General features: G+C 61.4%; 16 protein-coding genes and 1 tRNA gene. 6 read left to right on the top strand and 11 right to left on the bottom strand.

Going from position 1 to position 21,312, the window contains the following annotated elements; translation table 11 throughout:
* Positions 1–6 precede the first annotated feature (6 nt).
* Positions 7–1,917, bottom strand: coding sequence for a translational GTPase TypA (typA, locus tag HMPREF1261_RS10575; protein WP_005282206.1), 1,911 nt, complete (start codon positions 1,915–1,917; stop codon positions 7–9).
* Positions 1,918–2,140: 223 nt separating this feature from the next.
* Here typA and HMPREF1261_RS10570 point away from each other — a divergent pair, with 223 nt between their 5' ends.
* Genes HMPREF1261_RS10570 through HMPREF1261_RS10560 form a run of 3 tightly spaced genes read left to right on the top strand, consistent with a single transcriptional unit; the run spans position 2,141 to position 4,398 of the window.
* On the top strand, positions 2,141–2,917 hold the full coding sequence (locus HMPREF1261_RS10570) for a hypothetical protein (protein ID WP_034658365.1): 777 nt from the start codon (positions 2,141–2,143) through the stop codon (positions 2,915–2,917).
* Positions 2,917–3,453, top strand: coding sequence for a DUF402 domain-containing protein (locus HMPREF1261_RS10565; RefSeq protein ID WP_005280082.1), 537 nt, complete (start codon positions 2,917–2,919; stop codon positions 3,451–3,453). The genes HMPREF1261_RS10570 and HMPREF1261_RS10565 overlap by 1 nt, the downstream gene beginning before the upstream one ends.
* A 3-nt stretch (positions 3,454–3,456) precedes the next feature.
* A complete protein-coding gene (locus HMPREF1261_RS10560) occupies positions 3,457–4,398 on the top strand; it encodes a DUF808 domain-containing protein (RefSeq protein WP_023030934.1) in 942 nt (313 codons plus the stop codon).
* 1 nt (position 4,399) lies between these two features.
* Here the strand turns inward: HMPREF1261_RS10560 and zupT are convergent, their stop codons facing one another.
* Together zupT and HMPREF1261_RS10550 are read right to left on the bottom strand one after the other, a co-directional pair.
* The gene (gene zupT, locus HMPREF1261_RS10555; protein WP_023028610.1) at positions 4,400–5,197 is read right to left on the bottom strand and encodes a zinc transporter ZupT; all 798 of its coding nucleotides are present in this window, start codon (positions 5,195–5,197) and stop codon (positions 4,400–4,402) included.
* A 35-nt stretch (positions 5,198–5,232) separates the two neighbouring features.
* The gene (locus HMPREF1261_RS10550) at positions 5,233–7,149 is read right to left on the bottom strand and encodes a BCCT family transporter (protein ID WP_369707788.1); all 1,917 of its coding nucleotides are present in this window, start codon (positions 7,147–7,149) and stop codon (positions 5,233–5,235) included.
* Positions 7,150–7,399: 250 nt separating this feature from the next.
* Here HMPREF1261_RS10550 and HMPREF1261_RS10545 point away from each other — a divergent pair, with 250 nt between their 5' ends.
* Positions 7,400–8,539: a hypothetical protein gene (locus tag HMPREF1261_RS10545; RefSeq protein WP_023017714.1), complete on the top strand. Its 1,140-nt coding sequence runs from the start codon at positions 7,400–7,402 to the stop codon at positions 8,537–8,539.
* A 15-nt stretch (positions 8,540–8,554) separates the two neighbouring features.
* On the opposite strand, the gene selB is transcribed toward HMPREF1261_RS10545, so the two are convergent.
* The 3 genes from selB to HMPREF1261_RS10530 all read right to left on the bottom strand — a co-directional run bounded on the left by selB (position 8,555) and on the right by HMPREF1261_RS10530 (position 11,786).
* A complete protein-coding gene (gene selB, locus HMPREF1261_RS10540; RefSeq protein WP_023030932.1) occupies positions 8,555–10,339 on the bottom strand; it encodes a selenocysteine-specific translation elongation factor in 1,785 nt (594 codons plus the stop codon).
* Positions 10,340–11,668 (bottom strand): L-seryl-tRNA(Sec) selenium transferase, encoded by a 1,329-nt coding sequence (gene selA / locus HMPREF1261_RS10535; RefSeq protein WP_023030931.1) that lies wholly within the window; start codon positions 11,666–11,668, stop codon positions 10,340–10,342.
* 23 nt (positions 11,669–11,691) lie between these two features.
* Positions 11,692–11,786: transfer RNA gene (locus HMPREF1261_RS10530), tRNA-Sec, on the bottom strand.
* 78 nt (positions 11,787–11,864) lie between these two features.
* Between HMPREF1261_RS10530 and selD the strand changes: the two genes are divergently transcribed.
* Both selD and HMPREF1261_RS10520 read left to right on the top strand, forming a co-directional pair.
* A complete protein-coding gene (gene selD, locus HMPREF1261_RS10525) occupies positions 11,865–12,851 on the top strand; it encodes a selenide, water dikinase SelD (RefSeq protein WP_034658460.1) in 987 nt (328 codons plus the stop codon).
* A 1-nt stretch (position 12,852) separates the two neighbouring features.
* A complete protein-coding gene (locus HMPREF1261_RS10520; protein WP_023030929.1) occupies positions 12,853–13,434 on the top strand; it encodes a hypothetical protein in 582 nt (193 codons plus the stop codon).
* Between the two features lie 16 nt (positions 13,435–13,450).
* Here the strand turns inward: HMPREF1261_RS10520 and nrfD are convergent, their stop codons facing one another.
* The 5 genes from nrfD to HMPREF1261_RS10490 all read right to left on the bottom strand — a co-directional run bounded on the left by nrfD (position 13,451) and on the right by HMPREF1261_RS10490 (position 20,964).
* Positions 13,451–14,566, bottom strand: coding sequence for an NrfD/PsrC family molybdoenzyme membrane anchor subunit (gene nrfD, locus HMPREF1261_RS10515; RefSeq protein ID WP_023030928.1), 1,116 nt, complete (start codon positions 14,564–14,566; stop codon positions 13,451–13,453).
* Positions 14,563–15,621: a 4Fe-4S dicluster domain-containing protein gene (locus HMPREF1261_RS10510; protein WP_023030927.1), complete on the bottom strand. Its 1,059-nt coding sequence runs from the start codon at positions 15,619–15,621 to the stop codon at positions 14,563–14,565. The genes nrfD and HMPREF1261_RS10510 overlap by 4 nt, the downstream gene beginning before the upstream one ends.
* On the bottom strand, positions 15,622–18,897 hold the full coding sequence (fdnG, locus tag HMPREF1261_RS10505; RefSeq protein WP_232208010.1) for a formate dehydrogenase-N subunit alpha: 3,276 nt from the start codon (positions 18,895–18,897) through the stop codon (positions 15,622–15,624).
* 47 nt (positions 18,898–18,944) lie between these two features.
* Positions 18,945–19,541 (bottom strand): pyroglutamyl-peptidase I, encoded by a 597-nt coding sequence (gene pcp / locus HMPREF1261_RS10495; protein ID WP_034658458.1) that lies wholly within the window; start codon positions 19,539–19,541, stop codon positions 18,945–18,947.
* Between the two features lie 307 nt (positions 19,542–19,848).
* Positions 19,849–20,964 (bottom strand): thermonuclease family protein, encoded by a 1,116-nt coding sequence (locus HMPREF1261_RS10490; protein WP_023030923.1) that lies wholly within the window; start codon positions 20,962–20,964, stop codon positions 19,849–19,851.
* Between the last annotated feature and the right edge of the window lie 348 nt (positions 20,965–21,312).

Here is a 21,312-nt window from a genome sequence, read left to right as displayed (position 1 = left end):
GGCAGGTTACTTCTTCATCTGCTTAGCGCGGGAAGCGGCGCGCTTGCGGTCGGTGGCGGAAAGCTCCAGCTTGCGCACGCGCAGCACGTCTGGGGCGACCTCGACGCACTCGTCGTTGCCACAGAATTCCAGCGCCTCTTCCAGCGAGAGCGTGTGGGCCTTGGCCAGGGTGACCGTGGCGTCTGCGGTGGCAGAGCGCATATTGGTCAGCTTCTTTTCCTTGGTGATGTTGATGTCAATATCCTCATCGCGGTTATTGGCACCTACCACCATGCCTTCGTAGGCCTCGGCGCCTGGCTCGACGAAGAAGTTGCCGCGGTCAGCCAGCTGCATCAGTGCGTACTGGGTGATCTGGCCGGTGCGGTCAGCCACCAAAGAGCCGGTGGCGCGGGACTTGATCTCGCCAGCCCAGACATCGAAGCCATCGGAAATGGAGTTGGCGATGCCGGCACCGCGGGTCTCGGTCATGAACTGGGTGCGAAAACCGATGAGTCCGCGGGCGGGAACGCGGAAGATCATGCGCACCCAGTCACCCTCGCGCACGTCCATGGACTGCATCTGGCCCTTGCGGGAGGCCAGTAGCTGGGTGATGGCACCCTGGTGCTCCGACGGGGAGTCGATGGTGAGGATCTCATAAGGCTCGTAGGTCTTGCCATCGATCTGCTGGGTCACAACCTGCGGCTTACCGATGGTCAGCTCGAAGCCCTCGCGACGCATGGACTCGATGAGCACGGACAGAGCCATCTCGCCGCGGCCCTGAACCTCCCAGGTATCGGGGCGCTCGGTGGGCAGCACGCGCAGGGAGACGTTACCGATAAGCTCCTGCTCCAGGCGGGCCTTGACCATGCGGGCGGTCAGCTTGGTGCCGCCGCCGCGGCCTGCCATCGGCGAGGTGTTGACGCCGATGGTCATGGAGATGGCCGGCTCATCAACGGTGATGCGCGGCAGGGCCTCGGGGTTTTCTGGATCGGCGATGGTGTCACCAATCATGACATCGGAGATACCAGAGATGGCGACGATATCGCCGGCGATGGCCTCTTCGGCCGGCTGGCGCTCGAAGCCGACGGTGCGCAGCAGCTCGGCGACCTTGACGGTCTTGGTGTGCTGGTTGCCCTCATCGTCGTAGTGGATCCAAGCCACCTGCTGGCCCTTCTTGATGCGGCCGGCGTAGATACGCAGCAGCGCGATACGGCCGAGGAAGTCGGAGGCGTCCAGGTTGGTCACGTGCGCCTGCAGCGGGGCATCGACGGTAGCGGAAGGCTCGGGCAGGACGTTGTAGATGACATCGAAAAGCGCCTGCAGGTCCTCGCTATCGGGGACGTTGCCATCGCCCGGGTTCTCGGTGGAGGCAACGCCGGCACGGCCAGAGGCGTACAGGACCGGGAGATCTAGCAGCTCTTCGGCGGCGGCTGCGGCCTCCTCATCCTCGAGGCCGGCGGCGATTTCCAGCAGCAGGTCCTGAGACTCGGTAACAACCTCGTCGATGCGGGCATCGGGGCGGTCGGTCTTGTTCACGCAGACGATAACCGGCAGCTTGGCCTCGAGCGCCTTGGTCAGGACGAAGCGGGTCTGTGGGAGGGGACCCTCAGAGGCATCGACAAGCAGCACGACTCCGTCCACCATAGAAATGCCGCGCTCGACCTCGCCGCCGAAGTCGGCGTGGCCCGGGGTGTCGATGACGTTGATGATGAGGTCTGCGCCGTCCTTACCCAGACCCTGGCGGCGGATGGCCGTGTTCTTGGCCAAAATGGTAATGCCGCGCTCGCGCTCCTGATCGTTGGAGTCCATGACGCGGTCCGTGTGCTCACCGTGTTCGCCAAAGGCGCCGGACTGCTCCAGCATGCCGTTGACCAACGTGGTCTTGCCATGGTCAACGTGCGCGACAATGGCAACATTACGGAACTCGGTATTACTCACTAGTTGGGTTCTCCTTCGGAGGATCTACAAGCGCTGGTGCGCGAGAAATGTTCTTGAACGACGTCCTACGATACCCCCTAACAGGGCATAGTGCAGCATCGGGGAGCCAAGACGCGACCTATGCCACCCCGTAACGTCTCGCGCGCTCGAAACGACCTAGTACTTGACACTTCCCAGCGGATCACTATCGTTACTAGAGTTATTATTATTACTGATGTGATTAATGGGGCTGTACTGCTTTCCCTCCGCGAGACAACAAGGACCTGATACCGTGAGCCACGTCCGAACCTCTTGGCGCCTAAGCGGGCGCACCGGCTATATCGCCGCTGCCACCGCCGCACTAATTGGCCTTGCCTCTCCCCTGGTTGCGCCCGCGCAGGCCTTCGCCCCGGATCTCTCCTCGCTGGCCCAGCAGCACTTGCCCGCCAGCCCCTTAGATGAGCTCGGCCGCCCCACCCCGGAGACCCAGGACCGCGTGCGCGCCTTTGCCGCGCAGCCATGGATCCCCGAAGAGGCCCGCAATGCAATCCTGTCAGGCCTGGCCTTCTTTGCCGGCAACGGCGACGGCGATGGCGGCGTCGCCTTACCACAGGGCGATAACCCGCACTTCCGGCAGTTCTACTGGCCCACCGTCTCCGCGCACTGCATCGGCGGCACCAACGCCGCCACCGGCTCTGCCATCGCGGTCCCCGGCCCCACGGAGATTCCCGCCCCCGGTGCCGGCGAGGGCGAGACCGCCTTCCTCTTTACCGCCCTGGGCACCCCACCGGCAGCACCGGATCAAGGCGGCATGCACGTGCAGTGGTTCAATATCAATACCCTGCAAAGCGGTATTACCCCGCTGCACAATAACGGCATCAACCAGGATGGGCCCACGACGCTCTCCGGCACCGCGCACACGGGCAAGGGCCTGGTCATCGCGCTGCTTTCCGGTTCCGTTAATACCACCGAGGCGCGCTGCGATTTCGCCCCCACCGCCGCCTTCCTGGAGGTGAAGTAATGGCCGTTGATCTCCACCCAGTCAAGCGCGAGACCTTTAATACCGCGGATTTTACCAATACCGATCCCAAAGGTTACCTCCGCCAAGTCGATACCTACACCGAAACCGAGTTCGGCCTGTACATGGCCCGCGGCGCCGATCACCCGCGCTTTGGCTACCTCGAATCCTGGCTCCTGCCAAGCCTCAACCTGCGCGCGAATATCTTCCACTTCCGCCCCGGCGTTGAGGTAGAGCAGGACTTTTATATCGACGTCGCCGAAATCCAGCGCCACGGCAACGAGTGGACCACCCGCGATCTCTACGTTGACCTGGTGACCACCACCGGCGAGCCCATCACCGTCCTCGACATCGACGAGCTCTCCGCGGCGACGTCTGCGGGCCTCATTTCCGCCGAGGACGCCGAGCTCGCCATCGATACCACCCTGAACGCGGTCGAGGGAATTACCCGCCACGGCGACGATGCAATGGCCTGGCTTGCCCACCGCGGCATAGACTTGTCTTGGTCAGAAAACGTAACTTTAGCCCCCGAAGGATAAGCCATGGCCGGTGGCCTTTTCGCCCTGCTTGACGATGTCTCCTTAATCGCCCGCGCCGCCGCCTCCAGCGTCGACGATGTGGCCGCCTTAGGCGGCAAGACCTCTATGAAGGCCATCGGCGTCGTCGTCGATGATGCCGCGGTGACCCCGCAATACGTCGAGGGCATCAAACCGCAGCGTGAGCTGCCAATGATCTGGCGCATCACCAAGGGCTCGCTCATCAATAAGCTCGTCATCATCTTGCCTATTGCGATGATCCTGTCCTGGATCGCGCCGTGGGCGCTGACACCCATCTTGATGTGCGGCGGTACCTATTTGTGTTTCGAAGGCGCGGAAAAGATCCTCTCCTTCTTCCACTCCAGCCCAAGCGATGCCACCGATACCGTCCAGCACAAGGGCCCCGAGGCCGAAGATAGCCTGGTGAAATCCGCCATCACCACCGATCTCATCCTGTCTGCTGAAATCATGGTGATTTCCTTAAATGAGGTCATCGATCAGCCCTTCTGGCTGCGCCTCGGCGCGCTCATCGCCGTCGGCATAATCTTGACCCTAGGCGTCTACGGTGCCGTGGGACTGCTGGTCAAGATGGACGACATCGGCCTAGCCTTAACCCAGCGCCGCGATGGCAACTCCCTTCTCGGCAATGCCTTGGTCAAGGGCATGCCCATCGTGTTGGACATCATCGGCATCATCGGCACCGCCGCCATGTTGTGGGTAGGCGGGCATATCGTCACCTCGGGCCTCCACGAATTCGGGGTAGACCAGCCGCACGGGTTTATCGAGGCCGCCACTGAACATATCCACAATGACGCGCTGAGCTGGCTGGCCGAAACCGGCCTGTCCATGGTGTGCGGGCTCATCCTCGGACTTGTCATCGCCAGCATCGTCATGGCGGTCAAGGCCTCGACCGGCTCGCCGTCTGCCACCTCGGCAGCGCAGCACTAAGTTACATAAACAGCATGAGCGATACAGCCATAATGGCCATACCGGCGATAAGGCCGTAGATGGCGTAGTGGTGTTCACCAGTTTCTTCCGCGGTGGGAAGCAGCTCATCGAGGGAAATAAACACCATGATTCCTGCCACGGCGGCAAAGCTAATGCCCATGGTGGCAGGCCCCAGAACCGGCATGAGCAGGCCAAAACCGATGAGCGCGCCGAGTGGTTCAGCCAGTCCGGAAAGCGTGGCCCACCAGAAGGCCTTCTTGCGCGAGCCGGTCGCCTCCCGCAGCGGCACTGCGACGGCGATGCCTTCCGGGATATTGTGAATGGCAATCGCCACGGCCACCGGCACCGCAATCTCCTTGGACTCCAGGCCGGATAAGAAGGTGGCAAAGCCCTCCGGGAAATTGTGTAAGCCCAGCGCTACTGCGGTAAATACGCCCGTCTTCATCAACCTGCCCCGGCGGGCGTCTTCTTCCGTCGTGCCCGGTTCGTGCGGGTTAATTTCTTCTGGCACCATCCGGTCAATAATCGCGATGACCGCAATACCGGCAAAGAAGGCCCCTACCGCGGCCCAGGTGCCAGGCTTTTCGCCCCCGAGGGCATCGCCAAGCTGCTCTATGCCTTCCGGCAGGATTTCCATGAAGGAAACATAGAGCATCACACCCGCCGAAAGGCCCAGGGCCGCGGCCATAAACGCGGGCCCTGGCTGGCGCTTTCCCACCGCCAGCGCCCCGCCGATGGAGGTGGACAGGCCCGAGAGCAGGACCAATCCAAAGGCGAAGGCGAACGTGGACAAGGTCATGGTCTGTGACTGTACCTAACTAAAATTATCGAGCCTTAATGAGCGGGCGGAGTCTGTGCATCGTCATCGGTGGAGCCAGAGACGAACTCGCCATCGGCCACCGAAGGATCATCATCCACGTAGCGGCCGGCTTCGTAGTCGTAACCGATAGCATGGCCCTCCTCATCGGTGCGCGCGTACCACTCAGTGACCTCTGCGGCGGTGGAATCAAATTCGCCGCCGGTGGCGTAATCGGAGTCTCCCGCAGTGGGCTCGATCGACAGGGCAAAGTTATCGCCGTATTCGCGCACGCCGTGGATGACCGCATTGGACACGGCCTGGTGCTCGTAATAGTGGCGGATGGAGGCCGGATCGTGGCGCAGTTCCCTAATCAGGGCAATGCACATCAACACGATGATGACGGCAAAGGGAAGCGCCGTAATGGTGATGAGGTTTTGCAGGCCTTGCAGCGCGTTTTTGCCGCCGGAGATGAGAATAACCACGGCGATGCCCGCCATGCAGATCACCCAAAAGACGGTGACCAAGGGCTTCGGCTGGGGGTTGCCGCGCTGGGTGAGCTGGGAATTGACCAGCGAGGCTGAGTCCGCAGTGGTGATGAAAAATACCACGAGCATGACGATGACCAGCGGGGCCATCCAATTGGATCCGGGGAAATAGTCCAAGACGTTGAAGAAGATGTCTTCGGCCGCCGGCATGGAATCGATGGTGCCATCGGGGGCGATATCGCCATCGCGGCGCTGCAGCCAAATGGTGGTGCCGCCCAAGATGGTGAATGCGGCGATGATGATGGCAGAAGGAATAAACAGCACGCCAAGGACGAATTGGCGGATGGTGCGACCGCGGGAAATCTTGGCCACGAATACGCCGACGAACGGCGACCAGGATACCCACCACGCCCAGTAGAACGTGGTCCACGAGGATAGGAAGGAGACCATATCTTCGCCTTCGCCCATGTTGGCGGACAACATTTCAGGGGTGTTATCAAGGTACTCGATGATGACTGCGGGCATCATATTGGCCAGCAAGGCAGTTGGTCCGATGACGAAGAAGAAGATGGCGATGCCTAGCGCCAATGCCAGGTTGATATTGGATAGCCACCGCACGCCCTTAGCCACACCAGACACGGCGGAAAAGATGGTGCCGATGGACAGCACAATGATGATGACCAACGCCGCGGCATTGCCGGCGGTGGACCAGCCACTGACGATTTCCACGCCGCGGCCGATCTGCAGCGCGCCAATGCCCAAAGTAGCCGCGGTACCAAAGAGGGTGGCGATGATAGCCAGGCCATCGATAATGCGCGCCGGTGTGGAATCGGTGGAGCGGTTGCCAAAAAGCGGCATCAAGATAGAGCTCATCAGGGGTACGCGCCCGCGGCGGAAGGACACATAGGCCACGCACAGCCCGACGATGGCATAGATAGCCCACGCATTAAGGCCCCAGTGCATGGCCGATTGGGCCAGCGCGCCGAGCACCGCTTCATCGCTGGCGGCCTCATAGGCACCAGGGCGCGGCGAGAGATAATGCGTAAGCGGTTCGTAGGGGCCGAAGAAAATAAGCCCGATGCCGATGCCCGCGCCAAAGAGCATGGCGGCCCAACTGATCGTGGAAAACTCCGGCTTTTCGCCATCCACGCCGAGTGGGATTTTCCCGTACTTGGAAAAGGCCAGGATCAACAGCAGGAACATCAGGAAGGTGGCCAGGGCCGTAAAGATCCAGCCTAGGTTGCGCATAACCCAGTCCAGGGCCGTAGAGGAGGTATTAAAAACCTGTTCGGGGGCGAGCACTCCCCACACCACGAAGGCGATGACGAGCCCACCGACAACGCTCAAGATGGTCTTATCCACGCTGTATTTAACCTTTTGGTCCTCAATGGATACGCCAGGGACCAAGGCGGGGTGAATATTGTGCGGGTAGATGATGTCGTGCAGGATGCGCTTGGCGCCGCGCACGCGCTTTTGGCTTTCTTCCGTATTATTAACGTTTTCCAGCCCACTGGTGGTTCCGTTATCGGGCCGGGGCGATGAATTAGACGACAAAGCCCTACTCCTATTTCGTTATGCACTTTTCAACTTGAGGGGATCATTAATACGTTAACGAACATTGGCTAAAACCACCGACTAAGCGCTGTTTTACCCCCACATGCGTAAAATGAGATCCGTACGTTACGCCCCGCTTTAACGCTTTGGAGTTACTTTTCCTATGGTGCCCTACCCGCTTGCGACCAGCTACTTCGGCGTCGAACACGTCGCCATCCTGGAACATGTCATCTCCGGCACGGTGCTGAGCATTCCTGGCGTGGGTAGTCAGCCTGCTCTTATCGATGTCTCTCTAGAGCCCGATACCTACTCCAACGGCTGGCGGGTGCGTTCGGAATTTGGTTTCATCGGGTTCCTCGATGAGGTAGAGGCAGCCGAATACCCGGACCTACACCGATTGAAGGCATCGCAGGCCACTCCGCAGACGGTAGCCACGGTCGGCATCGTTGACGGCGAACTCGAGGTCGCCGTCTCCCTCGGGCTGTGGCCGTGGATGGTACCGGTCAATGACCAGCCGGCCGAATCGGCGCTTCTTGCCGGCGGTCACGGTGCGGTCATCGATTCTGCGGCAGGCGATCTGACCGATGAGCAGCTATCTCACCTTGAAACGCAGCAATTCTTTGTCACGCTCAAGGTCATCGATGACGCCGTCGTGGCCTCGTGTGGCGATACTGTGGTCGGCCCGTGCGGCGTGTTAAGCCAGTTGCCGGGTCTGCGCGCAGCGTATGCGGCGGCACAAGAAGCCGGTACTGTGTTGGCAGCCCGTGCCTATAGCGGCGGCGGGATGATCGCGGTCGATATCCCCGCAGAGGATGCCACAGATACCGAATTATTCTCCCCGGCGGTACCACCCCTGCGGGTGCCGTCTGGCCGCACCGCGCTTCCCAGCACCACCACATCCCGCCCTACCACCCCAGCCCAGCCCGAGGGGTGGGAGTTCGCGCTGGAGTCCGCCGACATTGCAGGCGATCTTCCCGCCGGCTTCCGGTGCCCAGTCAGCCCGAGTGCCAACAAGGATCTGGGCTCGGCCGAAGCGTCGCCCGCAATGCCCAGCGCTGCTCCAGAGAACGACGCTGCCCCGACCACGCCTCGTGCCCACGAGGGCGACCAGGCTGCGGCACCGCCCGCTAGCAGCGGCTTGGCCGACTTGGTCTCGTCCATGCCGGGCTCACAGAACCTGAGCTGGCGCGCACTTCCCGTCGCGGAGGAACCGGGCCGCTTTTCTTCCGAATCCGCCCGCGTGCGCGCCCGGCGCGTGGCGCGCGAACAGTCCCGCCCGCGCGGCGGAAACCACCGCAAATAAGTCGGCCGCGTTTGCTTAGCGCAGCGTGCGCTTGCCGCCCTCGCCGCGGCGGGTAATGCCGTGGGCATCGAGGTATTCCAGCAGCGGGACGGCCACCCGGCGGGTGGTCCCCAGCGCTTGCCGCGCGGCGGACAAGGTAAAGGGCTGTTCGAGTTGTGAGAGGTGCTCCCGTGCCTTGTCTGGGGCGTCCGGCAGGAGGATGATGCCATCTTTCAGACGTAGCAGGCGCCCAGCGCGCTCGGCGGCGGCCAGTTCTTTTTCGCTCAGCCCCAGATCTTTAAGTTCGTGCGCCTCTGGTGCCGCGAAGGTATCTTTATTTAACCTGCGCTCCAGCTCAGTCACGGCGGTCTCGGCGGCGCCGAGATCCACGGTGTGGCCGGGCAGGCGGATAAGCCCTTCAGATTCCTCCGCGTGCGCGGCGGCTACCGCCAAGCGCAGGAGCGCGTTGTCCGTGAGCCCCAAGGCATCGAGTGCCGCCTTGCGCGGCATGCCTGGTGCGAGCGGGTTGGCCGCAGCGTGTTCCTGCAGCGCGGTAGTCAGCGCTTCTTTCCAGCGCGTTACCTGGCGGGCGGCAATCCACCACTGTTGGAAGTTAATGATGCCCGGCGGCGTGGCATCGGTGTCATAACCATCGAGTTCCAGGTCCGCGCGCCGGGCATAGCCCACACGCTGCAGGTAGGAGGAAGGATTGCGGAAGGAGCTTTGCTCTGCCAATGCAGCAGCCCGCTTGCGGGCGGCGCCGCGGCGGTCTAGCTCCGGCGGGCGCACGTCGATGACCTCCACGCCGGCGCTAACATGTCGGCCGCCGGGGCTGCGGACGACTAGGCGGTCCAGGATGACCAGCGGCATAGCGCGCGATAGACGCAGGCGGGCAAAATCCGCTGACAACGGCCGCAGGTGCGCTTCTATCCCGGCGGTGCCGCAGTGGACCACGAGGTTATCGGGTAGTTCATCAAGCGCGGTGCCAAAAGTGCGGTGGACGTCCACGATATCGACACCGCGCCACGCACCTGGGGTAAGCAGCAGATCACCGCGGTGGATATCGGCGGCATCGACCCCGCGCAGGTTGACCGCGGCACGTGTTACGGGGCCCAAGGATTCCTGCGCGGTATTTTCGCTATGCAAGCCGCGAATCTCCACGCGCTTGTCCCCTGCCACGGTGGAAAGCACCAGGGCATCGCCGGTGCGCAGCGTGCCAGCACTCAGCGTCCCGGTCACCACGGTTCCCGCGCCCTTGACGCTAAAAGCGCGATCGATCCACAGCCGCACCGGGGCGTCTGTGTCGGGTGCGGGCACGCGGGCCACCAAGTCATCGAGCGCCGCGCCCAGTTCCGCCAGGCCCTCGCCGGTGTGGGAGGAGACGGGGATGATGGGGGCATCGGCAAGCGGGGTGGCAGAAAACTGCATGCACACCTGGGCGGTGACCTCCGCGCGGCGCTTATCATCGGCGCGGTCGCTGCGGGTCAAGGCGATGATGCCGTGCTCGATGCCCAGCGCGTGCAGCGCGTCGCGATGGTCGGTGGATTGGGCCTGCCAGCCCTCGTCCGCGGCAACCACGAAAAGCACCACGGAGGCCGGGCCCACCCCAGCGAGCATATTGCCAAAGAACTTTTCGTGGCCGGGGACATCGACAAACGCCACGTCCGCACCAGAGGGCAGCGCCGTCCACACAAAGCCCAGGTCAATGGTCAGCCCGCGGCGCTTTTCCTCGGCCCACCTATCCGGATCCATGTCCGTTAAGGCGCGCACCAGGCTGGATTTGCCGTGATCGACGTGACCGGCGGTCGCGATGACGTACACCTACCTCACCGCCCGGATGGCCGCGATGAGAACTTCATCCTGGGCCTCGGGTACGCAGCGCACGTCGATGAGGCAGCGGCCCTGGTGCTGGCGCGCCACCACCGGCGGGGTGTGCTGGCGCAGCTTTGGTGCAAGTTCCTCCGGCAGGGACACCGCAACGCCGGGCAGCGGGTACTCAGGGGCGCCTCCCCCGCCCACGCGGCCAGCATGCTCAACAACCTCGCCACCCACCGCCGCGGCGATGGCCTCGGTGCGCTCGCGGTGGCGCGCCGGGTCAAGGTGGAGGGCCTGATTCACCGCATTGGCAGGCGTCGTGATCGCTGCCTCTAAGGCATTGAGCCGCAGCTTATCTATGCGCACCGCCCGCGCCAGCGGGTGCTTTTTCACCGCCGCAATCGCGTCCTTAGTGCCCAATAAGATGCCGGCCTGCGGCCCGCCCAAAAGCTTATCGCCCGAGGCGATGACAATATCCGCCCCGGCTTTCAGCTGCGCGTGAATATCGGGCTCATCTGGCAGCACCGGATCGTGGGTAAGCAAGCCCGAGCCGAGATCCACAATAAGGTTCGTGCCTTGTTTCTTCGCCAGCTGCGCCAGCTCGCCCACGCCCACAGAGGAGCTAAACCCCTCAATCCGAAAATTGGACGGGTGCACCTTCAAAATCGCGCCGGTCTCCTCCCCCAGCGCGGCTTCATAATCGTGGAGGTGCGTCCGGTTGGTCGCGCCCACCTCGCGCAGGCGCGTCGCGGTGGATTCAATAAGTTCCGGCAGACGAAACCCCGCGCCAATTTCAATGAGCTCGCCGCGCGAGATGATGACCTCCTTGCCCGGGGCCAGCGCGGCCGTGGCCAGCAATAAGGCCGCCGCACCGTTATTGACCACCAGCGCATCCTCCGCGCCGGGGCACGCCGCCAATAGGGCCTGGGTGGCACCGGCACCGCGCCGGGACGAGCGCCGCCCGGTGTCTAAGTCCATTTCCACGTCGGTATATCCGGCCGCGTCCTGCAGCGCGTCGATCGCGGCCGCAGGCAGCGGGGCGCGGCCCAAGTTTGTATGGATGATGACGCCGGTGGCATTGATGACCGGCTGCAAGGAATGGGTGCTGTGGTCAGCCAGCCTTAGCGCTATTTCTTCCTCCACGCTGGCAACGGGCACGTCCCCGCGGCGGGCGGCAGAGAGCACGGCCCTAATCGTGGCGCGGATGGCGTGTTCAGCGAATATCTCCCGTGCGCGCTCTACCGCGGGGAGCCGCAATAGCTCATCCATGCGGGGTAAATTCCGGCGGGGATCACGGGCATTATTCGCGGGGCGACCAGCGTTATGACTCGGCACTCGTTTTCCTCCTTGCGCGCTTTTGGCGGAGACGGACAGGAATCGAACCTGCCAGACCGAGATGCTCGGCCTCACCGGTTTTGAAGACCGGGGCGCCCACCAGGACACGTACGCCTCCGCCTGGCTACTTTACAGATCCCGCGCGCACCCCACCGCCGCCGCCCCACCACTTCCGGCGGGTAAAATGACCAACATGATGGAGCAGATTAATTTAACCTCTTTCGCCGCAGGTGGCGGCTGCGCCTGCAAGATTCCCGCCGGGCAATTGGAATCGGCGGTAGAAGGGCTCATCGGCAAGGCCGATCCCAATGTCTTGGTCGGCCTCGACGATGGCGATGATGCCGCAGCGGTCAAGATCGACAACGGCGTCGCCGTGATTTCTACCGCGGACTTTTTCACCCCCATGGTCAATGATCCCTATACCTGGGGCCAGATTGCCGCGGCCAATGCGCTATCTGATGTCTACGCCATGGGTGGCACCCCCATTACCGCCATCAACCTCGTGGGCTGGCCCAATGAGAAGCTCGGTCTGGACGTCCTGCGCGAGGTGCTGCGCGGCGGCATGGATAAGGCCACCGAGGCAGGCATTTCCATTACCGGCGGCCACTCCATTACCGCCCTGGAGCCCTTGTACGGCATGGCGGCGACGGGCATCGTTGATCCCGAAAAACTCATGCGCAACGATGCCGCGGAGGCCGGCCTGCCCATTACGCTGACCAAGCCCATCGGCGTGGGCATTTTGAATAATAAACACAAGGCCACCGGCGAGGTATCCCAGGCCGCCATCGATTCCATGACCGCGCTCAACCGCCAGGCCGCCCAGGATGCGGTCGCCGCAGGTGCGCGCGCGGCCACCGATGTCACCGGCTTCGGGTTATTGGGCCACCTGTACAAGATGTGCCGCGCCTCTGGCGTATCGGCTGAGCTGGACTTTTCCGCCGTGCCCACCGTGGACGGTGCCACCAACGCCCTCGCGGAAGGCTTTATCCCGGGCGGTTCGCGCCGCAACCTGGATTGGGTGCGCCCGCACCTGCAGCCCTCCTCCCTTACGGAGGAAGAGCTAGTGCTGCTTGCCGATGCCCAAACCTCCGGCGGCCTCCTCATCATCGGCGAGGTCCCGGGCTACCCCGTTATTGGTCGCACGACACCGCTTTCTGACGATTCCTATATCACCATTTCCTAAGATGAATCACCGCATTTTTAGCCTGCCCCTTGCCACCCTCGCCCTCGGTGCGAGCCTTGTCGCCTGCGCCGACGGGACCACCAACCGCGGCTGCTCGCCCATCGAATTATCGGAACTGCGCACGTCATTGCCAGACACCCTGATCGGCGCTAACCAGGATCCCGATTCCACCAGCGATGAGGATGACTCCTTCTCCGTGCTCTACGGCGGCGATTCGCCGGAAAAGATTAGCGTGCTGGGCACGAAATACGAATCCGATAATGAGGCCGTATGCCCCGATGACCCAGATGCGGCGGCGGAGCGCTACTTGGAGCTGGTCAATGAGGACATCGACAAGCAAAATGCCGCCCAAGGCCGCGCGGGAAATGAGTACAAGCCGTTCGATTTCACCGCCGCGGACCGGCATTTTTATTGCTCGGCCTGGGTGGTCGAGGATGCCATCTCGACCACCTGCGTGACCACGGTCCATGACGCGGCGGTGAACTATTACCTCCACCGCGATTCCGAGTCCTTGGAGGCTGAGCAATCGCGCATGCAGGAAATCGGCGAAGAACTCGCCGATTCCTTTGCCAGCCTCGACTAAGCCTGGCAAGCCCTCGCTAGCCTGCGCTGAGCACGTCGGTGGCAAGCCCTTGCTCGCGCCGGCGCCGCTCCGCACGGCGTTTTTGCGGCCCCATCGTGGTGGCCGGGTTCTTCACCGCCTCCAAGCCAGCGTTGAGCACACCAAAGCGCGTGCACGCGGATCCGGCCATCAAGGCCAGGCCCGAAGCCACGGATACGGCGCGGGACTTCGTCGCCGCCGCCACCGCGCTGCCCACCCCGCCAGCGGCAATCAAGTATTCCGAGGCGCGCATGAGCTTTCCCGGCGTGCCGTGATGCAATTCCTCGCGCGGCTCCGGCTCCATATTGCTTTCTAGCACCTTCGTCGCCGCGATATCGCTGGCCGCAGCTGCCATGCCCAAGGCGCGGGCGGGCCCGGCGTGTTTCACCGGGGTGGTGACCATGGCCAGGCCGGAGGCCGCTGCCGAGGCAGAGGATACAAAGACATAGGGCAAGTGCCGCTTCATGTCATTCCACACCGGGTTGGACGTATTAGACAGCAATACCGCCGTATATCCGGCCAACGGGCCACCGAGCACGCCGGTTATCACCCCGGCCGGAGTCGCGGCCTTGCCTAGGCTCGCGCGCAGCCACTTCGGCAGCGGCAGCTTCCGCTTGGTCGCGTCATCTATCTCTATCACGGCAGGAATGGCCGCCGCGGTGGAAAAGCCCGCGAGTAACCACGATCCGAGAGACATCGGCGAGGTCACCTTGAAGACGCGGAACATATTCAACGCGCGTTCCGGCCGGCCTAGGTCCAAAATCAAAAAGACCGATCCGGCGGCCGCCGCGCCAAAGGCCGCTACCCGCGTGGTCCGGCGCAATGGCGCATTGCCCGCCGCCTGTGCACCGGTGGCGAGAAGACCCGAACCGCCGGCAATACCGCCCAAGAAGAAATACCCACCGATGGGCCACTCCCACGGCGGGGCCTTAACTACCGGCCTGCCGTAATAGGAAGAAAACTCGAAGTCTTCTGCCATCCGCTCCTCTTTGGAGCCATCCTGCGCACCCGCACCCGGGCGCTTGCGCTTCTTCTTGCGCTTCGGCCCGTCGAAGTTGCGGTAGCGATTCGGCCGCTCCGGCTGCGGTGGCCGGTACTCATCAAAACCGCTCATTTGCGCCCTCCAATCAAAAAGGAACCCGCCACGGCCAGCGCCATCCCGCCGATGGCCTTGGCCGCGGTCTTATACATGCTCGGCAAATCCGCGGTGGGCACGCGCGGATCCGGCGGCAGGCCATAGACCTCTGGCGAATCTAGCAACAAGAAGATAGAGCCGGTTCCGCCCACGCCATCGTTGTCATTGGCGCCGTAGAGCCGCGCCTCCGTTATGCCCTGTTCGTGCAGGACGCGCACGCGATCCTTCGCCGCGGCCAGCATGTCCTCATAGGTACCGAACTGGATGGAATCCGTGGGACACGTCTTGGAACAGGCCGGTTGCTCGCCCTGTTTCAGGCGGTCATAGCACATGGTGCACTTCTGGGCGACGCCCACATTCTTAATCGGCATCGCCTCGCCTGGCGTGTGATCCGTGCCTTGGGGTTTGCGCTGCTTGAGCTTTTTCAGCACATTAATACCGGCGTGCGAATTATCCTGATAATCCACCGTCGCGGTCTTATCGTATTTCAACGACACCCCGCCGTCATCGCGGCGTTCGATGACGCCGAAGGGACAACCCGCCACGCAGGTTCCGCAACCATTGCACACATCATCTTGGACGACCACGGTGCCAAACTCGGTGCGGAAGAGCGCGCCCGTGGGGCACACGTCCAAACACCCCGCATGCGTGCAGTGCTTGCAGACATCCGAGGACATCAGCCACCGGAACGTATCCGTATCCGGCGGAGTGGTATCGACTTCGCCCGGCTTTCCACCGATGGTGGGCATGCCCAGGGAAATAAGCTGTTTTCCCTCTTCGCGTGCCTTTTCGATGCGGTCATTGTTTTGTTCCACAAAGGCCACGTGCCGCCACGTATTAGCGCCTAGCGCACCGGTGTTGTCATAGGAATCACCGGTGACGTCATATCCCTCTACCGGGTTGCGGTTCCATTCCTTGCACGCCACCTCGCAGGCCTTGCAGCCGATGCACACGGACGTATCGGTGAAAAAGGCCATACGGCGGTAGGAATCATAGCCGTGCCGGCCCGCGTCCTCGGTCAGTAGATTAGTCATTTACTTACCTTCTTCGCCATTACTTGCCGCCTCGCCGTCACTACTTTCCGCCCCAGGCTGGCCAAGCTTTTCGGGCTCCGGGTTATAGGTAAACGAGTCAGGAACCGACAACAAATCATTGCCGGAATCCACGCTTAACTGCGCCCGCTCCTGATACTGCTTGAGTAGCTTCAAGCGGCCTTCTCCCCTAGGCCGGCGGCCCGGCTGGATATCGCAGGCACCGATCTTTGAGTTCTGAATAAACACATTCGGCTCGAGGGTCAGGCCCAAGAGGTCGTTGGCGCCGTCACCGGCCACGGCGGTGGTCTCGGACTCGCCGTAGTGGAAGGGCAGGCCAATCTGGTGGAATTCTTCCCCATTGATCTTCAGCATCTGCATGCGATCGGTGACCAAGACCTGCGCCTCAATCACGCCACGCGGCGAGATAATCGTCGCCCACTCGCCATTTTCCAAGCCACGCTTTGCGGCCAAGTCCTTATCCACCTCGCAGAATAGGCCCGGCTGCAGCTCCGCCAGATAGGGCAGGCGGCGCGACATCGCACCCGAAGTGTACATCTCCGTAAGGCGATAGGTAGAAAATACGAACGGGAACACTTCCGCACCGGGCATGCCCGGTTCTGGGCGCTGCAGGTTATCCGGGCGCTTGATGGTCAAGCGCGTCGGTGATTGCTGCTGCTTATACAGCACGTTGGTCACCGGGGACTCCTGCGGCTCATAGTGGGTGGGCAGGGGGCCATCGGAAAGCCCGGAAGGCGCAAAGAGCCAACCGCGACCGTCCGCCTGCATGATGAAGGCGTCCGTGCCATCGAGGGCGTCTGGACCGACGGCATCGGCAGCAGCCTTGTACTCCGGCGACTTAGTCACCGGGAAGTCAGGGACGTCATCGCCTACCCACTTGCCCTGGGCCTCGTCCCACCACACGTACTTCTTGCGCTCGGACCACGGGGTGCCATCCGGCTTCGCCGAAGCGCGGTTGTACAAAATGCGGCGGTTAGCAGGCCAGACCCAGCCCCACTCGGGTGCGACCTCGTTCTGCTCCGAGCCCGGGACCTTGCGTGCGGACTGGTTGACGCCATCCTTGTACACGCCGGTGTAGATCCAGCAGCCGCCGGAGGTCGTGCCGTCATTCTTCATCTCCACGAAGGTGGGCAAAAGCTCGCCCTTCTTGGGCCCATCCAGGTAGTAGCCGTTGATCTCTTTGAGGACGTCCTCGGAATTCGGCTCTCCTTCCTCATTTTCCACGTAATCCCACGTCACCTTCTGGAGCGGGAGATCGCGCGGATCGGTGGAATCGCGCAGGCGTTCCTTCAGCTTCTTACCCAGCTGGTAGAAGAACCACAGATCGCTCTTGGCATCGCCTGGCGGCGGTGCCGCTTGGAAGCGCCACTGCAGCATACGTTGGGTCTGAGTAAAGGTACCGGCCTTTTCCACGTGGGTGGCTGCGGGCATTAGGAAGACCTCGGTTTCGATGTCTTCGGTCTTCAGCTCGCCGTTTTTAATCTCCGGCGCGTCCTTCCAGAACGAAGCGGTTTCGATTTCCTGGAAATCGCGTACGACCAGCCACTTCAGCGATGCCAAACCGCGGCGCTGCATGCCACCATTGGACTGCGCCACCGCCGGGTTTTGGCCGAATACGAAGTAGCCATCCACCTGACCATTGAGCATGGCCTGCAGGGTTTCATAGGTAGAATGCGCGCCGGAAATGCGCGGCATGAGGTCATAGCCCCAGTTATTTTCCTTGGTAGCCGCATCTCCCCAGTAGGACTTCATCAAGGACACGGCGTAATTCTCGCCAATCTGCCAGAAGCCCTTTTGGGACTCATCCCGGATCTCATCCACAAATTCCGGCCACGTCTGCTTTTCCACGCTCGGCATGGGCAGGTAGCCAGGCAGGGAGTGGAAAAGGGTCGGGATATCGGTGGAACCCTGAATGGAGGCATGCCCGCGCAGGGCCATGATTCCGGAGCCCGGGCGGCCCACATTGCCCATCAAAAGCTGCAAAATGGCAGCGGTACGGATGAACTGCGCGCCCAAGGTGTGCTGGGTAAAGCCCAACGCATAGGCGAAACACGTGGTGTGTTCCGGATCAGAATTCTGCGCAATGGAATCCGCCAGGTAGTAGAAGTCTTCCTGCGCGATGCCGCAGGTTTCTTCTACCAGCTCAGGGGTATAACGCGCATAATGGCGCTTGAGAATCTGGAAAACCGAATTCGGATGCTCCAGGGTGTCATCGCGCTCGACATTCCAGGAGGAACCTTCCGGTTTTTGCACGTATTGCCACGAATCGGTCACGTACGTGCCGGTTTCCGGGTCATAGCCAGAAAACAGTCCGTCCAATTCCTCGGTGTCTTGGTAATCCTCCGAGATGATCATCGGCGCATTGGTATACGCGACCACATAATCGCGGAAATACAGCTCATTTTGGAGCATGTAGTTGATAACAGCGCCCAACAACACCACGTCGGTACCGCCGCGAATGCCAATGTGGCGGTTAGCAAACGCAGAGGTACGCGTATACCGCGGATCCACGTGAATAATGCGGGCACCACGCTTTTTGGCTTCCACGACCCACTGGAATCCCACCGGGTGGCATTCAGCCATATTCGAACCCTCGATGACGATGCAATCAGCATTCGCCATATCCTGCAGCGGTTGGGTCGCGCCGCCGCGGCCAAACGAAGTTCCTAAACTAGGAACTGTGGCGGAGTGTCATATGCGCGCTTGGTTTTCGAGCTGCACCGCACCGGCAGCGGTAAAAAGCTTCTTAATGAGGTAGTTTTCCTCATTATCCAAGGTCGCACCACCAAGGCCAGCGACACCCAGCGTGCGGTTCAACGTCCGCCCCGAATCATCGGTGTCTTGCCAACCATTCCGGCGCGCTTCCAAAAAGCGATCCGCGATCATCTCCATCGCGGTGTCTTCATCCAGCTCCTGCCACTCGGTAGAGCGCGGGGCACGGTACTTAATCTTGGTCAATCGCGTTGCGGAGTTGACCAACTGCTCCGACGCCGAGCCCTTGGGGCACAAACGTCCGCGCGAAATCGGCGAATCTGGATCGCCCTCAATCTGGATGACCCGGTCATCTTTAACGTATACGCGCTGGGCACAACCTACCGCGCAATATGGGCACACGGATTGCACCACGCGGTCAGCTTCCACCGTGCGCCCGTGCTTTTCCTTACTCTTGGTTGATTGCGTATTGATATCCCTGCCAAAGGGATCGCCGCTACGCAGCTGGCGCACCACCGGCCAGTTGAGAGGACTTAAGCGAGACATGACTTTAAATCTATATTTGGGCGGAAAATTTCTCTAGCAAGGTGACCCTAAGCGCTTTTCGCCACGGCACTAATCGCGCGCTCCACGCCCTGCACGACGTCCGTAAGCTCCAGCATCGGGCTGTTTTCTTTAGCCTGTTCCTTAATAAACGGCACGTGGATAAAGCCTGCTTTTACCTGCGTATCTTTGAAATGATGCAGCAGGCCATAGAGCAGGTGGTTGCAGACGAATGTTCCCGCCGTGGTCGAGACTTGCGCTGGAATCTCGGCCTCCTGAATCGCTGCAACCATTGCCTTGACTGGCAGGGTGGAAAAGTACGCGGCCGGGCCACCTTCAACCACTGCTTCATCGCTGGGCTGGTTACCCGCATTATCCGGAATAGAAGCATCCGCCAAGTTGATGCCCACCCGCTCCGGAGTGATATGGCCGCGCCCGCCGGCCTGCCCCAGGCAGACCACCGCGTCCACATCTTCTTCCTCGGCCACAGCAATTGCCTGCTTCAGTGCTTCACCGAACACTGTTGGCACAGGATGCTTAATAATCTGCGCGCCACCGATTTCATCCGGCAAGCGATCCAGCGCGCGTTCCGTAGGGTTAATTTCTTCGCCACCAAAGGCATCAAAAGCAGTTACCAGAATCTTCATCATTCCAGTATGACAGCTGACGGCGCCCCGCTGCTTTGATTCCACGCTGTCCTCTTAGTTTCCTCGTAGTGCCCCATCGCCCTTCGCGCTCACGGGCGTTGGGGTTTCACCGGGGCACTGTGCTCACGGTGAGCGCGAAGGGTGAGGTGGACGGATTCGAACGGACGGGCAGTGCGTTACGTTGAGGCCTAAGATGCATCGCGCCCCGTCCCCCGTCCCACCGCCCTTCGCGCTCACGGGCATTGGGGTTTCACCGACGCGTTGCGCTCGCGGTGAGCGCGAAGGGCGGAGTTCTAAAACTGAGCAGTTAGCCGATTTGTTGCTTGGTCGTGCAATCAATCTTTGCGTAGGCACGGCCCTTCTTATCCACGGAGGTAAAGGCGTAGTTGCCGCCGTATGCACGGCACCCGGTGTAGGTATCCACGCGTGGTGCCTGTTGCGGCTGCGGGACCATGTACTGGCTTCCGGCCGTGTTTGAATTAGACCCTGCGGCGGGCGCTGTGGCGTCTACATGTGCAGCTTCTTCTGCCAGTCGCCTCTCGCGCTCAGTCTCTCGCTCCGCCGCTTCGCGCTCAGCCGCCTCCTGGCGCTCGCGCTCTTGTTCCCTTCGCTCCTCTTCTTTCGCCTTTTCCCGCTTGGCGGTCTCTACCTGTTCCTCAATTTCTTCTTCATGTTCAGATAGTTCCTTCTCCATCTGTTTTGCCAAGCGCTCTGGAGCTTCTGGATATGCGGCTTTTTGGAACTCACTGCGATCATCGCTACGTCCACGCAAGGCGTCCAACCCCTTCCGGGCAGCGTAGATCTGGGCCAGAGCCTTTGTGGCCCCACCGTCGTCGCTATCGATGTTGGCAGCAATAATTCCGATCCCAGCGGCAGCAGCCGTAGCACTTTCAGCTTGCTGAAGTGACTCTGCCATATCTTCATCGCTGGACACTTGACATTCATCGGAAACCCCGAAGACTCCCGTGCCCTTAGTCCTTGGCCCGCTTTCTGCTTCTTTTACCTCGTTATAGAACTTGCCATTAGCGCCAATCTTTTTGGCAACCGCAAGCCCCTCAGCAGCAATGTCTGCATTTACAAGATCGCCTCCAAGAAAGACACCGGCCAATGTGCGCCCATACTTATCAGTCTTCTCCTCGTCGTATTCCAGTGTCACCTCGGTTCCTTGTGGCAATCGACCTTCGAGGTACTCCTTGGCTTCTTCCGCTAAGCACTCGCTGGGCTTCCCATTGCGCCCGATTTCGGGAGTATCGATATTGAGGAGTCGAACCCTTGTCTTTTCGCCATCAAGCATGACGTCTATGGTGTCGCCATCGATGACGCGATTAACCACTGCGCGCTCATCACTATTCGCTGCACCGACTCCCATCGACACCACGCCACCGAGTACGGCAACGCCAATTAATGGCTTTATCCAGCCCATGCCTCTACCTCCTGTAAAAGAAATAAGAGTAAAGGTACCAGGAGGTTCACGGGCTACCTATTGGGTACACCCAGCATCTTGTTCGCGCCATCCCCCTCTCCCCACCCTTCGCGCTCACGGGGGATAGGAGCGCTAACCGAAATGAGGCTCGCGGTGAGCGCGAAGGGCGGGTTACAGGATGAGGATTGAAGGGTGGGGTTGCAGGACAAGGGATGAAGCGCGGGATCGGCGGATGAGGATTGAGGGGCGCAGATTGAATGGCTCGGTGTGGGTAAGAGGGTACACCGGCGCTGAACTGCTTAGTCTACAAAGCAGTCTTAACGGCATCGCAGCTGGAAACGAGACCCT

The organism is Corynebacterium sp. KPL1818 (assembly GCF_000478135.1).
GTDB lineage: Bacteria > Actinomycetota > Actinomycetes > Mycobacteriales > Mycobacteriaceae > Corynebacterium > Corynebacterium accolens.
The sequence above is the reverse complement of the archived record's forward strand: the minus strand, read 5'-3'. Positions and strand labels throughout refer to the sequence as shown.

What these genes read in the sequence shown, in the direction of transcription:
- HMPREF1261_RS10520 (WP_023030929.1), top strand. Translation starts at nt 12,853, where the DNA reads ATGAATCACCGCATTTTTAGCCTGCCCCTTGCCACCCTCGCCCTCGGT.
- HMPREF1261_RS10545 (WP_023017714.1), top strand. Translation starts at nt 7,400, where the DNA reads ATGGTGCCCTACCCGCTTGCGACCAGCTACTTCGGCGTCGAACACGTC.
- nrfD (WP_023030928.1), bottom strand. Translation starts at nt 14,566, where the DNA reads ATGAGCGGTTTTGATGAGTACCGGCCACCGCAGCCGGAGCGGCCGAAT.
- selD (WP_034658460.1), top strand. Translation starts at nt 11,865, where the DNA reads ATGGAGCAGATTAATTTAACCTCTTTCGCCGCAGGTGGCGGCTGCGCC.
- HMPREF1261_RS10560 (WP_023030934.1), top strand. Translation starts at nt 3,457, where the DNA reads ATGGCCGGTGGCCTTTTCGCCCTGCTTGACGATGTCTCCTTAATCGCC.
- pcp (WP_034658458.1), bottom strand. Translation starts at nt 19,541, where the DNA reads ATGAAGATTCTGGTAACTGCTTTTGATGCCTTTGGTGGCGAAGAAATT.
- zupT (WP_023028610.1), bottom strand. Translation starts at nt 5,197, where the DNA reads ATGACCTTGTCCACGTTCGCCTTCGCCTTTGGATTGGTCCTGCTCTCG.
- HMPREF1261_RS10510 (WP_023030927.1), bottom strand. Translation starts at nt 15,621, where the DNA reads ATGACTAATCTACTGACCGAGGACGCGGGCCGGCACGGCTATGATTCC.
- HMPREF1261_RS10565 (WP_005280082.1), top strand. Translation starts at nt 2,917, where the DNA reads ATGGCCGTTGATCTCCACCCAGTCAAGCGCGAGACCTTTAATACCGCG.
- HMPREF1261_RS10570 (WP_034658365.1), top strand. Translation starts at nt 2,141, where the DNA reads ATGGGGCTGTACTGCTTTCCCTCCGCGAGACAACAAGGACCTGATACC.
- HMPREF1261_RS10490 (WP_023030923.1), bottom strand. Translation starts at nt 20,964, where the DNA reads ATGGGCTGGATAAAGCCATTAATTGGCGTTGCCGTACTCGGTGGCGTG.